Raw genomic sequence first — 14,867 nt, 5'->3', positions numbered from 1 at the left:
AGACGCCGGCTCTGTCAAAGCTATCGAACAACGCAACTTGGTCCTGAAATGCGCCGCATCTTATTCCTGCTGATTTTTGGTGTTGCCGGTCTGGCGATCCTTGTGTCGCTGGGTGTCTGGCAGATGCAGCGTCTGGCATGGAAGCAGGGTGTGCTGGCTGAAATTGAAAGCCGGATTTCTGCGGAGCCGGTTGGTTTGCCAGATACGATCTCACCGGATGCCGACAAGTACCTGCCGGTCACGATCACCGGCGATATGGAGCCGGGCGAGATCCACGTCCTGGTTTCGGTCAAGCAGGTCGGCGCAGGATACCGCATCATTCAGTCTTTCAGCACTGAGGATCGGACGATCCTGGTTGACCGCGGCTTTGTACCCGTGACAGCCAAACAGGACGAGCGCCTATACGGCCCGATGCAGGTGACTGGCAATCTGCATTGGCCGGATGAGATCGACAGCTATACGCCCGAGCCGGACATCGACGACAATATCTGGTTTGCCCGCGACGTTCCGAACCTGGCCGCTGCCTTGGGGGCCGAGCCGGTGTTGCTGATCGCGCGGTCGCATACCGATCCGGCCATCACCCCTTTGCCGGTCGACACTGCGGGCATCCCAAATGACCATTTGCAGTATGCAATCACCTGGTTTGGTCTGGCCCTGGTTTGGGCCGCGATGACCGGGTACTTCCTGTGGCGCAGCCGCGCCCCTTCTGAGAGTGACGCGACATGAAATACATCTCGACCCGTGGGCAGGCGCCCGAACTGAGTTTTGAAGAGGCGATGCTGACCGGGCTGGCTCGGGACGGCGGTCTGTATCTGCCTGCCGAAATCCCAGTGATGTCGCAGGATGAAATCGCGGCTTTGGCTGGCCAGCCGTACGAGGAAATCGCATTCCGCGTGATGTGGCCCTATGTCAGCGGCTCATTCGCAGAGGACGAGTTCAAACAGATTATCGCTCGCGCGTACGAGGGCTTTGGCCATGACGCCCGTGCGCCGTTGAAGCAATTGAACGAGAACCACTTCCTGCTGGAGCTGTTCCACGGCCCGACGCTGGCGTTCAAAGACTTTGCGATGCAGCTGATTGGTCAGCTGTTCCAGGTCGCCTTGAAACGTCGCGGGGACCGCGTGACCATCGTCGGCGCGACCAGTGGCGATACCGGCTCGGCCGCGATTGAGGCGTTCCGGGGGCTGGATGCGGTGGACGTGTTTATCCTGTTCCCGCATGGCCGTGTCTCCGAGGTGCAGCGCCGCCAGATGACGACGCCTGCGGATAGCAACGTGCATGCGCTGGCCGTGGATGGAGATTTCGACGATTGTCAGGCCGCGCTGAAGGATATGTTCAACGATTTCGACTTCCGTGATGGTGTGAAGCTGGCCGGTGTGAACTCCATCAACTTTGCGCGGGTTCTGGCGCAGATCGTGTATTACTTCTCGGCGGCTGTCAGCCTTGGCGCGCCGCATCGCAAGGTCAGCTTTACCGTGCCCACCGGTAACTTTGGTGACATCTTCGCGGGCTATCTGGCCAAGCGTATGGGGCTGCCGATCGACCGTCTGGTTGTCGCCACCAATCAGAATGACATCCTGCACCGTTGTTTGTCGGGCGAGGGGTATTTCAAGGGGGACACCATTCCTTCGATCAGCCCGTCGATGGATATTCAGGTCAGCTCGAACTTTGAGCGCGCGCTGTACTATGCCTATGGCGAGGACGGCGCAGCAGTGGCGCAGTTGATGGATGAACTCAAGACCGGAGGGTTCAACGTCAGCCAGGGCGCGATGGAAGCGCTGCGCGAAAGCTATGACTCAGGCCGCGTATCCGAAGACGAGACACTCGAAACGATCAAACACACTCTGGCGCATAGCGCCGAGCTGGTTTGCCCGCACACCGCCGTTGGTATCAAGGTCGGCGAAGAGCATCGCAATGCCGATGTTCCAATGATCACTCTGGCCACGGCGCATCCCGCGAAGTTCCCGGCAGCGGTCGAGAAGGCAAGCGGTGAACATCCGCCTCTTCCATCCCGCATGTCTGATCTGTATGAACGGTCGGAACGGGTGACCCGCATTGCCAACGACCTGGGCACCCTTGAGGAACATATCAAAAGGCATATTGCTGAGTGACTGTCAGACAAGACCAACTGAAGAACGGGTTTCGTATCGTCAGTGAACATATGCCGGGGCTGCAATCGGCGGCCATCGGCATCTGGGTGACCGCCGGCGGGCGGCATGAGCGGATCGAACAGAACGGCATCGCGCATTTCCTTGAGCATATGGCGTTTAAGGGAACTGAACGGCGCTCTGCGCTGCAAATCGCCGAGGCGATCGAGGATGTGGGCGGATACATCAACGCCTATACCTCGCGCGAGGTGACGGCCTATTACGCGCGCGTTCTCAAGGATGACGTCGCGCTGGCGATGGACGTGATCGGCGACATCGTCCTGAACCCTGTGTTTGACCCTCGCGAGATTGAGGTCGAACGGGGCGTGATCTTGCAAGAGATCGGCCAGGCCTATGACACGCCAGACGATGTGATTTTCGACTGGCTGCAGGAACAGAGCTACCACGATCAACCTTTGGGCCGCACCATTCTGGGGCCGTCCGAGCGGGTCAGCGCGTTTTCGCGCGAGGATCTGTCCGGTTTCGTGGCCGAGCACTATGGCCCCGAACAGATGATCCTGTCGGCAGCGGGTGCCGTTGATCACGATGCGCTGATGAAAATGGCCGAAGAGATGTTTGGTCATCTGCAGCCGCGTAAAGGGCTGATTGCCGAAGCGGCACGCTTTACGGGCGGTGAAGCGCGGCAGGAGAAAGAGCTGGAGCAAGCCCATTTTGCACTGGCGCTGGAAAGCCCCGGCTATCGCGATGACGCGATCTATACTGCCCAGATTTACTCGACCGCTCTGGGCGGCGGCATGTCCTCGCGCCTGTTTCAGGAGGTGCGCGAAACGCGTGGCCTTTGCTATACGATTTTTGCGCAGACGGGGGCTTATGCCGACACCGGGACGACCACGATCTACGCCGGTACATCGGCAGATCAGGTCGCTGAGCTGGCAACGATCACCATCGATGAGATGAAGCGCGCTGCCGAGGATATGAGCCCGGAAGAAGTCGCTCGTGCCCGCGCCCAGATGAAGGCTGGCATGCTCATGGGGCTGGAAAGCCCGTCGAACCGCGCCGAGCGCTTGGCGCGGCTGGTGCAGATCTGGGGCCGGGTGCCATCGCTCGAGGATACGGTGGCCAAAATCGACGCGGTCAGCACCAAGGACGTACGTGCCTTTGCCGAGAACATGGCGGTAAAGGCCCCCGCTGCGCTGGCGCTGTACGGTCCGGTCTCGGGCGCGCCATCGCTGGCTGAGCTGCAGGAGAGGCGTGCAGCGTGATGCTACTGGGCAGACGCAAGCTGAAACTCGAGACCGAGCGCCTGAGCTTGCGCCCGCCTGTGCATTCCGATTTCAACGACTGGGCGGCGCTGCGGCGCGCGTCCAAGGAATACCTCACCCCGTGGGAGCCGATCTGGGCCAGGGATCACCTGAGCCGCAAATCGTTTACCAACCGGGTCTATTGGGCGCAGCGATCCGTGGCCAGCGGCACTGCGATCCCGCTGTTCTTGTTTCGCCGGGCGGATGATGTGCTGGTCGGTGCCATTACGCTGGACAATGTGCGCCGTGGCCCGGCTCAGGCGGGAACGCTGGGGTATTGGACCGGACAGGCCTTTGCACGGCAGGGGTACATGCGCGAGGCCATCGGCGCGGTTGTACATCACGCCTTTACGCGCCTTGACCTGAGCCGGATTGAGGCCGCGTGTTTGCCCGAAAACAAGCCTTCGCGTGGTTTGCTGGAGAGTTCGGGCTTCAAATACGAAGGCGTGGCGCAATCCTATCTTCAGATCAACGGGCGCTGGCGGACGCATGTGCTGTATGCCTCGCTTCGTTCGGACCGGCGCGGCAAGACGGATGCGGGCTAGGGGGCTCTGCCCCCGCCGCGGCAAGCCGCGACTCCCCCGAGGTATTTTTGGCCAGATGAACAAGGGGCATGACTTGGCGAGCGCTTGCGCTAGTATTGGCCATGCGGTGGATTCTTGTCGGGCTTATGATGATTGTGGGTGGGGCTGTGGCGCAGGAGCGTCGGCCGAGCCATTGCATCGCTATCGCGGACGCTGCACCGGGTATTAAGTACATTCACCAAGCCGCCTGGCAGGACCCGGTTCCTGAGTTCTCGGTCAGGATCAGTTACATTGCCCATGCCTCCTTTCTGATCCAGACCCAAGGCGGGTTGAACGCTGTCACGGACTTTACCGGATTTATCGGGAGCGCTGATCTGATCCCGGATGTGGTGACGATGAACCATGCCCACAGCACCCATTGGACGGCTAACCCGGACCCGGCCATCCCGCATGTGTTGCCGGGTTGGGGAGAGTTCGGGCAGGGGATCGAGCACTATCTGGACCTGGGTGAGATGCTGGTGCGCAATGTGTCGACGGATATCCGGTCATCCTATGGGGGGTATGAAGAAAGGGGAAACTCGATCTTTGTATTCGAAGTTGAGGGGCTGTGTGTTGGACATTTGGGACATCTGCATCACGTGCCCTCGGACGAACAATTCGCTGCGCTGGGTCGGCTGGACGTGGTCATGGCGGCTGTGGATGGCGGAACGACCATGCCGCTGCCTGACATGATCACCGTGCTCAAACGCCTGAAAAGCTCGGTTATTATTCCTATGCACTGGTTCTCGGGGTTTTCGCTGGATCGGTTCCTGGTCGATATCCGCAATGATTTTCCGGTCGAGCGAAAAGGCGTGTCTGAGATCACGGTGTCCCTGCGCAACTTGCCGGACCGACCGACGGTCGTGGTATTGGAGCCTCAATACCTGATTGACTTGGAATAGGGCTTGCCGGGGCGTGGCACTTGGGCAAGGAAAGGGTATGACACTAAACCCTGCTGACGACACATTCGCCCAGTCAATTCGCGCTGAACTAGGCGAAGAGGTGTTGCGACCCATAGACCCCCGATACTTGGAAGAGCCGCGCCGCAGGTTTGCGGGCCAGGTGGGCGTTCTGGCCTTGCCCCGGACGGCACAAGAGGTTGCGACCTTGGTGCGGTTAGCCTGCGACGCTTCGGTCCCGGTTGTGCCATACGGCGGCGGCACCGGTCTTGTGGGCGGGCAGGTAATGGGCGAAGGCCCGGCACCTTTGCTGATTTCGCTGGAACGTATGGCGGCCATACGTGCGGTTTATCCGGCTGAGAACATTTTGATTGCTGAGGCTGGCGCGATCTTGGCGGATGTGCAGGCGGCTGCAGAAGAGGCGGAACGGCTGTTCCCGCTGGCGCTTGCGGCGCAGGGATCATGCCGGATCGGTGGCAACCTTGCGACCAATGCCGGGGGCGTCAATGTTTTGCGATATGGTAATGCACGTGACCTGTGCCTTGGGCTTGAGGCGGTTCTGCCGAATGGTGAAATCTGGCGTGGCCTGAGCCGATTGCGCAAAGACAATACCGGTTACGACCTGCGAAACCTGCTGATCGGGGCAGAAGGGACGTTGGGCATTATCACCGCGGCGTCTCTTAAGCTGTTTCCACGCCCTCAAGGTGTGGGGACGGCCATGTTTCAAGTGGCATCGCCGGAAGCTGCGATTGATCTGCTGGCATTGGCGCGCGATCAGGTGGGAGAGGGCGTCAGTACCTTTGAGCTGATCCACAAACAGGGTCTGCAGTTCCTGTCTGAGGTGTTGCCGGATATCCGTCAGCCCTTTGCCACGCAACCTGAATGGATGGTGTTGATCGAGTTGGGGCTGTCTGGCGGAATATCACCGTCGGAAGCTCTGATGGCTCTGTACGAAGCGGCAGAGCATCGCGATTTGGTGAGCGATGCGGTGATTGCGCAAAGCGAAGCGCAGCGTTCGGAACTGTGGGCCGTGCGTGAACAAATCCCCGAGGCCAACCGGTTGATCGGGTCGGTGTCCAGTCACGATATCTCGGTGCCGATCTCGCGGATTCCCGAGTTTATTGAGCGCGGGTCCGATATCATCGGCGCCTTGGGGCCGTTCCGGAGCAACTGTTTCGGACATTTGGGCGACGGCAATCTGCACTACAACGTCTTCCCACCTGCGGGGCACACCCGTTCTGAATACGATGCACAACGTGGGCCAATCAAACGCGCGGTTCATGACTTGGTTAATGAATTTTCGGGGTCTGTCAGTGCCGAACACGGAATTGGTCGTCTAAAGACCGATGACCTGGAACGATACGGAGACCCGGTCAAACTGTCGGCAATGCGGGCGATCAAAACGGCCCTTGATCCAAAGGGTATCATGAACCCCGGGGCAGTTCTGAAGGCGTAAGAGCGGCCCGTGTGGCACGGACCGCCCGCAGAAGTTACGATTCAGGCAGGATCACCTTGTCGATGACATGGATCACGCCATTCGACGTCTCGATATCAGCCTGAACAACATTCGCGTCGTTGATCATTACGCCGTTATCCAGATCGATCGTGATCTCGCCGCCCTGAACGGTCGCGGCTTTCATGTCGTCAGACAGATCACCGGACATCACTTTGCCGGGCACCACATGATAGGTCAGGACCGCGACAAGCTGGTCTTTGTTTTCGGGTTTCAGCAGTGTCTCAACCGTGCCTGCGGGCAGGGCGGCGAATGCTTCATCCGTGGGGGCAAAGACGGTGAATGGGCCTTCGCCTTTCAGCGTGTCCACCAACTCGGCGGCTTGTACTGCTGCGACGAGGGTTTCAAAGCTTCCAGCTCCGACTGCTGTGGCGACGATATCCTTGGAGTGGCCGTCAGCGTAAGCGGCAGTTCCCACGAAAAGGCTTGCGACACCGGCGATTGCGAGTTTGCGAAACATGGTTTGTATTCCCTTGTTGGTATGCCCTTGGTGGCATCAACGGGGGTACGCGCCTCTCTCAAAAAGAGATCACTGAATGTGTCGATAAGTTTGGGTTGAACGGTATGTGAACCGGGCTAAGCCAGCACGGTTCCAAATTTCCACTCACGTTTTTGTGATTGCGCGAGGACTCACAGCCCTTCGAATTCGCACAGGACGTGAACGTCCATGCCCATTTCTTCAAGCACTTTGCGTCCGCCCAGTTCCGGCAGGTCGATGATGAAAGAGCACGAGACAATCTCGCCGCCCAGCCGCTCGATCAGTTTGATGCCCGCCGCCGCAGTGCCGCCGGTGGCCAGAAGATCGTCAACAACAAGGATCTTCTCGCCCGGTTGGATAGCGTCGTCGTGGATCTCGACGATGGCTTCGCCGTATTCCAGTTTATAGTCCTGGCTGATGGTAGTGCCGGGGAGTTTGCCCTTTTTGCGGATCGGGACAAAGCCGACGCTCAGCTGGTGTGCGATGGCGCCGCCAAGGATGAAACCGCGCGCCTCAAGCCCGACGACTTTGTCGATGCGTTCACCCGCATAAGGGTGCAGCATCTGGTCGATGGCCATGCGGAAACCACGTGGGTCAGCAAACAGGGTGGTGACATCCCGGAACATGATCCCTTCGTGCGGGAAATCAACGATGGTCCGAATGTAATCCTTGACCGACTTGTTTCTGGACATGGCCAACCCCTCTGGCGTCAAAACACGCTGGGCTGTTTGACCCATTGGGGTCAGTCATGCAAGGAAAGATTACCGTCAGGTTTACTTGCGGTGTTCCGGCGTTGCCTTGGGCAGTCCATAGTAACGGTACAGCGCGGCGGGTAACCACGACAGGTGCGGTTTGCGCCAATTGCGCTGATCTCGCAAAAGAAATGCCTGAGCCACATGAAGGTTCATTGCCATAATCCTTTTTTATTGTTACTTGCTCGATAACTACAACTTCTATGCGATGTATATACAATGCATCGCAAAAAGAATCAAGGTTTGGTAGGGATAGAACGCGTGGGCAAGAAAGACGGCAAGGGCTCGACCAAGAAAAACAGTCAGTTGGTCCTGCGCCTGGACAAGGATGAACGGGACGCTTTTGTCGAGCTGTGCAAGGAACTTGACACTTCAGCCGCGCGGGAAATCCGGCGGTTCATTCGCGGGTTCATGAAGGAACACGCCGAGGAATAAGCGTCAGGCCGGGCGGCGTAAAACCGCTGTGGCCACTCCCATTCCAATCAGTGTCAGCCCTCCGAACCGGGTCATCGCGGTGATGACACCTGCGCGGCCGATCATTCGGCGCAGCCTGTCGGCCAACAGTGCATAGGCCAGCGCGTTCAGCCATGCCAAACCGACGAAAGTGGCGATCAGGATCACAAACTGCGGCCCCAAAGGGTCAGCCGGACGCAAGAACTGCGGGACAAATGCGATGAAGAAGGCGATGGATTTTGGGTTCAACGCCGTTACGGCGGCGGCATGCCCAAAGACGCTTTGCGCCGTGACATCACGTCCAGTATCGACCGTCTCCAAACCGCTCGATGGCGCGCTGCGCAGCAGTTTGACGCCCAACCAGATCAGATATGCAGCCCCAACCCATTTCAGCGCGGTGAACAACGTGGCCGAGGCCAGAACCAATGCTCCCAATCCCAAAAGCGAAGCGGTCATCGCCACCAGATCGCCAACGGCCACACCCGTCGCCGAGGCCACCGCAACGCTCCGCCCCTTGGACAAGGCATAGCTGAGCACCAGCAAAACGGTCGGGCCGGGGATCAGCAGCAAGGCTGTGGAGGCAGCAACAAAGGCAAGCCAAAGGTCGAGGGACATGAGAAACCCTATCTTTGCATTTTCCGCAGCAAGCCTTGGCCGGAGCCGAAGGTCAAGCCCCTCGTGGCTGAGTGACAAACCGCATCAGCGCTTCAAGTGGACCGCGTTTGAATTTTCGCGACCAAAGCAATGCAAAGATGGATGACGCAACGCAGAAGGCCAACGCACAGGCAAAAACCTGCGGCGCGCTGAGAGAGCCGTCCAGCAACCCGGCTTCCTCCAGAATGCCCATGCCGATCAGGATATGCGCCATATACAAGGTCAGGCTCTGCCGTCCTGGCGCGATCAGGGCTGGGCCGATTCCCAGTCTCTCGATCTTTGGCCAGAGTTTCAGGAGCAGCCCGATCACGACACATGCCGAACCAGTGCCTGCAACGATATAGAACGGCCCCGGAGGGATGGCCTCGGTGCCCAGATAGGTCGCCAGATCGGGGTCTGTCGCCAACATTTGTGGAAACAGCGCAAACACGGCGGCTCCGAAACCCCACATGATCAGCCGGTGCTGGATGCATAGTGTGTGGAGCTCGGACCGACCGATGGCCATGCCGATCAGCAGGAAGGCGGCCCACGGCAGAACCGGGTGCCAGCCGTTGAAAAACAGGTTCCGCAAAAAGCCGGGAAGGGTCCAAAGATCGGTGTAGGTCAGCGTATCCCAATCCCAACCTAGGTCGTAGTTGAAGATCATGGTGGCACTGACAGCCAGCGTGACGACCCCGGCGGCCCCTAGCCACAGCACGCCGGTGGAGGCTGTCAAAAACATCGCGCCCACGACGAAGTATAGGGCGTAGAAATGCAGAATGTCGGCGTCGAACAATGTCATGTTGATCAGGCCCAAAACAAACAGGAACGCTGCGCGCCGTAGCAGAACCGAGGTTGTAACGGTCGACAGCCCCACTCCGATACCGGCCAGAACGACGAACAGGGCTGCCGCACGTCCTTCCAGCGAGCCGATCACGACCGAGGCCCAATCGTGACCGGGTTCAACTTGGGCTGCGATGCGAAAGTTCACCAGAACCATTCCGCAGAACGCCAGAAAGCGGGCTGCGTCCAAAGCGGCGAGTCTTTGCATGTTATTCCTCTGGTTTGCCAGTGGCTTGGTGGGCATTGCTTGGGCAACAGATCGGTGGGCAGAGCGCCTCGTTTCAAGATGGCTTGGAAAAAAGAAAGCGAGCTGTGCAATGGGGCAACAAGTATAAAGATTGGATTAACTCTGGAACGTGTGGCTTGAAACGGAACAGCCCGTCCCCAAACTTGGGCCATGTTTCACGGAGAAGCCGATGGTTCAGACTGATCACACAAATGCAGGTGCCGCACCGGATACAGGCCCGTCGCTGGGCGTTCGTGTCAAGGGCGCGCTTATCCTGATGGTACCACTGCTTGCGGTGATCTACGCGGGCATCGTCGGCTATATGTATGTGAACCAGCAATCGTTGCTGTTCAAACCAGAAGGTGAACTGCCCGCGCCCAACATGGTTGGTCTGGCCGATGTCGAGGCCATTTCGCTGACGATGACCGATGGTACCGCACTGACTGCCTGGTCTGCCCCGCCCGCAACCGAAGGTGCGCCAACGGTTCTGTTCTTTCACGGTCAAACGGGGAATCTGGGCGACCGGGCCGACCGGATGAGAGAGATCCTGAACAGCGGCTTCGGCTTGCTGGCCCCCAGCTATCGCGGTTATCCGGGCAGCGAGGGCGAGCCGTCCGAATGGGCACTGATCTCTGATGGCGTTCAGATGTATGATCAATTGGACAGCGACGGCGCGCCGGTCGTGCTGCTTGGTCAAAGCCTTGGAACCGCCGTGGCGGCTGCTGTGGCAGAACAACGTCCGAATGCGCAATTACTGGTGCTTGAGGCTCCGTTCACTGCAACGGTCGACGTTGCGGCGGAAAGGTACCCCTGGTTGCCGGTGCACGCCCTGATGCGGGATCAATTCGCGACCCGTGACCTGATCGAAGGCATTTCGGTTCCGACGCTGATCTTCCACGGGACCGAAGACGAAACGGTCCCGCTGCATCATGGCGAAGCGCTGGCTGCAATGGCAGGGGACACGGCGGAAATCCACGTCATCCCGGATGGCACTCACAATGATCTGTGGTCGCACGGACTGTGGGATCAGGTGCAGCAAGCCTTGCCCACGAACTGATTGCGCTGATCAGAGAACCCGACCGGCAACCGCATCCAGCTTGGCCAACAAGGCGGGGTCACGCTTTTCCGGCGCTGTCAGGATGGCATATTCCAACGCTCTGTCGCAGCCATGAGGGCAGGGCGCGCGCTCGGCCCCCAGTAGATCAGGCAGACCTTTGACCAAGGCACGGCCTTTGTCGGCATTCCCGGTCAGCGTCGCGATGATGGCGGTCACATCAACTTCGCCATGGTCCGGATGCCAGCTGTCGTAGTCGGTGACCATCGCGATAGAGGCATAGCAAAGCTCGGCCTCGCGGGCGAGTTTGGCCTCGGGCATGTTGGTCATGCCCACCACATCACAGCCCCACTGCTCGCGGTACATCTTGGATTCCGCCAGGGTCGAGAACAGAGGGCCTTCCATTGCCAGATAAGTGCCGCCGCGGTGGATGTTGATCCCAGCCGCCATGCCAGCCGTCTCGCACGCGTCCGACAGACGCGGGCAAGTCGGGTGTGCGACGCTGACATGGGCGACGCAGCCGGTGCCGAAAAAGCTTTTGTCGCGCGCAAAGGTCCGGTCGATGAACTGATCAACGATCACGAAATCTCCCGGAGCCATGTGTTCCCGGAACGACCCACAGGCCGAGACCGAGATTACATCCGTCACGCCCAACCGTTTCAGCGCGTCAATATTGGCGCGATAGGGTACCTCGGTCGGAGAATGTACGTGACCGCGCCCGTGCCGGGGCAGAAAAGCCATCTCGACCCCGTTCAGTGATCCGGTCAGGATCTCGTCCGAGGGCTCCCCCCATGGCGTTTCCACAGTGACCCATTCCGCATTCTCCAGCCCGTCGATGTCATAAATGCCGGATCCGCCGATGATAGCGAGTTTGGTTTGGGTCATGGCTGCTCTCCGCAAGAAAAACTGTTTTCAGATTTCTGCGTGGCAGTTGATGGTTTGGCAAGTGGCTTCAAGGGTTTGTGTAGTTCTTAAGGCAGCTATGCGCAGGGCGCATATCAGGGTCCCGCTGAGCGCGGTATCTCATGCCGCATGGGATGGGTAAAAGGCGCCTTTCGCGCGCACAAACCCACAGGACGTCCTATGCCCCGAGCCATGCTGGCAAGCTTTGCCAATCGTATAGCCAAACCCGATCTCCGTTGGATGCCGGATGAGGGGCTGACGGTCTCGCGCCTGCGGATCGAGCTGTTGTCGGGTCTGACCGTGGCGCTCGCGCTGGTTCCCGAAGCTGTGGCTTTTGCTTTCGTGGCCGGCGTTCACCCATTGGTTGGGCTTTATGCGGCATTTCTGGTTGGTCTGATCACTGCGCTGATTGGCGGCCGTCCTGGCATGATCTCGGGTGCAACTGGCGCGTTGGCCGTTGTGATGGTGGCGCTGGTGGCCGAGCACGGCGTGGAATACCTGTTCGCGACAGTGGTCTTGATGGGCATCCTTCAGGTCATTGCGGGCGCGATGCATTGGGGCAGGTTTATCCGTTTGGTGCCCCATCCGGTTATGCTGGGCTTTGTAAATGGTTTGGCGATCGTGATTTTCCTGGCCCAGATGGGTCAGTTCAAGGTCCCGGGCACGATGGAAAACACTGGCCACGGCGTAGGCGGTGGAGAATGGCTGTCGGGCCTGCAGCTTTACACCATGCTGGGACTTGTTGCCCTGACCATGGCGGTGATCTGGATCATGCCGCGCATCACGCGCATCGTTCCTGCACCCTTGGCCGGGATCGTCGTCGTTGCTGCACTGGTAATCGGCTTTGGGCTGGATGTGCCCCGTGTCGGTGATCTGGCCTCGATCGAGGGCGGACTGCCGCAATTCCACATCCCGATGGTGCCGCTGAACTGGGAAACCTTCGAGATCATTCTGCCTTACGCTGTCATCCTCGCGGCCATCGGTCTGATTGAATCGCTGCTGACCCTGAACCTTGTCGGAGAGATCACGGGCAAGCGCGGCGGCGCGTCACAAGAATGCATCGCCCAAGGCGCGGCCAACGTTGTCACTGGCTTCTTTGGCGGAATGGGCGGCTGCGCGATGATCGGTCAGTCGATGATCAACGTGAAATCCGGCGGTCGCACCCGCATCGCGGGGATCGCGGCGGCGCTGTTCCTGCTGATCTTCATTCTGTTTGCTTCGCCTCTGATTGAACAAATCCCACTTGCTGCGCTGGTCGGAGTGATGTTCATGGTGGTGATCGGCACCTTCGCGTGGAACTCGTTCAAGATCATGCGCAAGGTACCCCTGACAGATGCCTTCGTCATTGTGCTGGTAACCGTTGTAACCGTGATGGAAGACCTTGCGGTCGCCGTTGTGGTTGGCGTGATCGTCTCAGCTCTGGCCTATGCCTGGAACAACGCCAAACGCATCCACGCTGTAACGCGTGACTCGGCCACAGAAGAGGGTGCCAAGGTGTATGAGATTCAGGGGCCGCTTTTTTTTGGCTCGTCCGATGGGTTTATCGAACTGTTCGACGTTCCGAACGACCCGGACACGGTGATCGTGGACTTTGCAGAAAGCCGTGTTGTCGACCAATCGGCGTTGCAGGCAATTGAAAACATCGCTGCCAAGTATGAGGCAGCTGGCAAACGCGTGATGCTGCGCCACCTGAGCCGCGATTGTCACAAGCTGCTGAATAAGGCCGGTCACCTGATGGTCGACAGCGACGATGACCCGGATTACGAACTGGCGGTGGATTACTCGGTCCGTACCGGCATTCTGGGCGGCCACTGAAAAATAGGCGGCCGATTTGGCCGCCTTTTACTTTGGAGCGATCCGTTCCAATTCATCGATATTTCCAGCCAGCAGCGCCTCTTCGGCGTCGGCGATCATCTCGGCGGGCCAATCCCACCAACTCAATGTCAGAAGCCGGTCGATAGTGTCTTTTTCGAACCGGAAGCGTCGCACTTCGGCCGGGTTTCCAGTGACGATCGTATAGGGCGGTACTTCGCCGCGCACGACGGATCCGGCTCCGATGATTGCCCCGGAACCGATCCGTGCACCGGGCAGGATCATTGCGCCATAGCCGATCCAGACATCGTGCCCGATAAGCGTGTCGCGCGTATCGGGCTGGTAGCCTGTCATCCGCTCGGGGTCGAATACCGGAAACGGAAAACTGGTCAGCCCATCCATCGCGTGATTGGCCGAGGATGTGATGAACCGAACGCCATGGGCGATCTGGCAGAATTTGCCCAGCACCAGCTTTTCCCGAGAAAAGGGGAATAGGTAGGGTGCCAGACGAGTGGCCCAATCCTCTGGCGCGTCGAAATCCGAAGCATAGCTGAACGCGCCGGCCTCAAATCTTGGATGATCGATAGCTTGCGACAGAAACACTGTGCCACGATGCTCGGCACCGTCGGGAAGCGTGACCGGGTATCTACGAGATGGATCAGGTAGGGGCATCAATCATCCGGTCTGGAAAGGCTGAACAACTCGGTGACAACCGAGTAGTCCCGATACCCAAGCCGCGCCAGCGGTTGGAACGTTGTGACGTCAAACATGCCGTCCTTCAGGCAATCGTCGCGCAGATGCACGCCGGTGACCTCTCCAAAAACAACCCGATTTGCCTCGCCCGGCAAGGTTACGATCTGCGTCAGCTTACATTCCAAGGCCGCCGGTGCACCGTCGATCCGCGCGCATGGGATGGTTTCACATTCGATCGGGGTCAATCCCGCATGCCCGAATTCGTCTACATGTTTAGGCAGGCCGGCCGAGCTTGCGTTCATTGCATCCCGATGTGCATGAGCCACCACGTTGACGCAGAAGACGCCAGTCGCCTCGATATTGGCCAGGCTGTCCTTTGTTCCATCCTGATCATGCTTGGTTCCTGTTGAGGCAAACATGACCTGTGGCGGAGTATAGGCGACCCCGTTGAAGAAGGAATAGGGGGCCAGGTTGTTGATCCCATCGGCGTCGCGGGTCGAGATCCAGCCGATTGGCCGCGGCGTGATAATTGCATTGAATGGATTGTGCGGCAGGCCGTGGCCGTCTTCGGGGCGATAGAACATAAGGTCTCCAAGCGTTTGCCCAAGGCGTACCGAAGTGCTAGGGCGAATGCCA

17 protein-coding genes are annotated in these 14,867 nt (G+C 59.0%); 9 read left to right on the top strand and 8 right to left on the bottom strand.

Annotated elements, in window-relative coordinates; translation table 11 throughout:
* The first annotated feature begins 48 nt into the window (after positions 1–48).
* The 6 genes from GOV53_RS08840 to GOV53_RS08815 all read left to right on the top strand — a co-directional run bounded on the left by GOV53_RS08840 (position 49) and on the right by GOV53_RS08815 (position 6,327).
* Positions 49–726, top strand: coding sequence for an SURF1 family protein (locus GOV53_RS08840; protein ID WP_170465506.1), 678 nt, complete (start codon positions 49–51; stop codon positions 724–726).
* Entirely contained in the window at positions 723–2,111 is a 1,389-nt protein-coding gene (gene thrC / locus GOV53_RS08835; RefSeq protein WP_170465504.1) for a threonine synthase, read from the top strand. Before GOV53_RS08840 ends, thrC begins: the two co-directional genes overlap by 4 nt.
* On the top strand, positions 2,108–3,370 hold the full coding sequence (locus GOV53_RS08830; RefSeq protein WP_170465501.1) for a M16 family metallopeptidase: 1,263 nt from the start codon (positions 2,108–2,110) through the stop codon (positions 3,368–3,370). The genes thrC and GOV53_RS08830 overlap by 4 nt, the downstream gene beginning before the upstream one ends.
* The gene (locus GOV53_RS08825; RefSeq protein WP_170465499.1) at positions 3,370–3,954 is read left to right on the top strand and encodes a GNAT family N-acetyltransferase; all 585 of its coding nucleotides are present in this window, start codon (positions 3,370–3,372) and stop codon (positions 3,952–3,954) included. Before GOV53_RS08830 ends, GOV53_RS08825 begins: the two co-directional genes overlap by 1 nt.
* Positions 3,955–4,055: 101 nt before the next feature.
* Positions 4,056–4,874, top strand: a complete 819-nt coding sequence (locus tag GOV53_RS08820; RefSeq protein ID WP_254439235.1) for an MBL fold metallo-hydrolase — start codon at positions 4,056–4,058, stop codon at positions 4,872–4,874.
* 37 nt (positions 4,875–4,911) lie between these two features.
* Positions 4,912–6,327: an FAD-binding oxidoreductase gene (locus GOV53_RS08815; protein ID WP_170465497.1), complete on the top strand. Its 1,416-nt coding sequence runs from the start codon at positions 4,912–4,914 to the stop codon at positions 6,325–6,327.
* Positions 6,328–6,361: 34 nt separating this feature from the next.
* Here GOV53_RS08815 and GOV53_RS08810 read toward each other — a convergent pair whose 3' ends face one another.
* From GOV53_RS08810 to GOV53_RS21440, 3 genes are all read right to left on the bottom strand, one after another.
* Positions 6,362–6,844: a fasciclin domain-containing protein gene (locus GOV53_RS08810; RefSeq protein ID WP_170465495.1), complete on the bottom strand. Its 483-nt coding sequence runs from the start codon at positions 6,842–6,844 to the stop codon at positions 6,362–6,364.
* A gap of 170 nt (positions 6,845–7,014) precedes the next feature.
* Positions 7,015–7,554 (bottom strand): adenine phosphoribosyltransferase, encoded by a 540-nt coding sequence (locus GOV53_RS08805; RefSeq protein ID WP_170465492.1) that lies wholly within the window; start codon positions 7,552–7,554, stop codon positions 7,015–7,017.
* A gap of 81 nt (positions 7,555–7,635) precedes the next feature.
* On the bottom strand, positions 7,636–7,770 hold the full coding sequence (locus GOV53_RS21440) for a hypothetical protein (protein WP_280636802.1): 135 nt from the start codon (positions 7,768–7,770) through the stop codon (positions 7,636–7,638).
* A 105-nt stretch (positions 7,771–7,875) separates the two neighbouring features.
* On the opposite strand from GOV53_RS21440, the gene GOV53_RS08800 reads away from it, so the two are divergent.
* Entirely contained in the window at positions 7,876–8,049 is a 174-nt protein-coding gene (locus tag GOV53_RS08800; protein ID WP_170426676.1) for a hypothetical protein, read from the top strand.
* A 3-nt stretch (positions 8,050–8,052) separates the two neighbouring features.
* Here GOV53_RS08800 and GOV53_RS08795 read toward each other — a convergent pair whose 3' ends face one another.
* Together GOV53_RS08795 and GOV53_RS08790 are read right to left on the bottom strand one after the other, a co-directional pair.
* On the bottom strand, positions 8,053–8,682 hold the full coding sequence (locus tag GOV53_RS08795) for a LysE family translocator (protein ID WP_170465490.1): 630 nt from the start codon (positions 8,680–8,682) through the stop codon (positions 8,053–8,055).
* Positions 8,683–8,734: 52 nt separating this feature from the next.
* Positions 8,735–9,751: a DUF418 domain-containing protein gene (locus GOV53_RS08790; protein ID WP_170465488.1), complete on the bottom strand. Its 1,017-nt coding sequence runs from the start codon at positions 9,749–9,751 to the stop codon at positions 8,735–8,737.
* A gap of 208 nt (positions 9,752–9,959) precedes the next feature.
* On the opposite strand from GOV53_RS08790, the gene GOV53_RS08785 reads away from it, so the two are divergent.
* Positions 9,960–10,826, top strand: coding sequence for an alpha/beta hydrolase (locus tag GOV53_RS08785; RefSeq protein WP_170465486.1), 867 nt, complete (start codon positions 9,960–9,962; stop codon positions 10,824–10,826).
* A gap of 9 nt (positions 10,827–10,835) precedes the next feature.
* On the opposite strand, the gene GOV53_RS08780 is transcribed toward GOV53_RS08785, so the two are convergent.
* The gene (locus GOV53_RS08780) at positions 10,836–11,708 is read right to left on the bottom strand and encodes an S-methyl-5'-thioadenosine phosphorylase (RefSeq protein ID WP_170465484.1); all 873 of its coding nucleotides are present in this window, start codon (positions 11,706–11,708) and stop codon (positions 10,836–10,838) included.
* 198 nt (positions 11,709–11,906) lie between these two features.
* Here GOV53_RS08780 and GOV53_RS08775 point away from each other — a divergent pair, with 198 nt between their 5' ends.
* Complete coding sequence (locus tag GOV53_RS08775) at positions 11,907–13,541, top strand: SulP family inorganic anion transporter (RefSeq protein ID WP_170465482.1); 1,635 nt, start codon at positions 11,907–11,909, stop codon at positions 13,539–13,541.
* A gap of 27 nt (positions 13,542–13,568) precedes the next feature.
* Here GOV53_RS08775 and GOV53_RS08770 read toward each other — a convergent pair whose 3' ends face one another.
* Complete coding sequence (locus tag GOV53_RS08770) at positions 13,569–14,210, bottom strand: CatB-related O-acetyltransferase (RefSeq protein WP_170465480.1); 642 nt, start codon at positions 14,208–14,210, stop codon at positions 13,569–13,571.
* The gene (locus tag GOV53_RS08765; RefSeq protein ID WP_170465478.1) at positions 14,210–14,815 is read right to left on the bottom strand and encodes a flavin reductase family protein; all 606 of its coding nucleotides are present in this window, start codon (positions 14,813–14,815) and stop codon (positions 14,210–14,212) included. Before GOV53_RS08765 ends, GOV53_RS08770 begins: the two co-directional genes overlap by 1 nt.
* Positions 14,816–14,867: the final 52 nt, after the last annotated feature.

The sequence above is a fragment of the Ruegeria arenilitoris genome (assembly GCF_013035315.1).
Classification (GTDB): Bacteria; Pseudomonadota; Alphaproteobacteria; order Rhodobacterales; family Rhodobacteraceae; genus Ruegeria; species Ruegeria arenilitoris_D.
The sequence above is the reverse complement of the archived record's forward strand: the minus strand, read 5'-3'. Positions and strand labels throughout refer to the sequence as shown.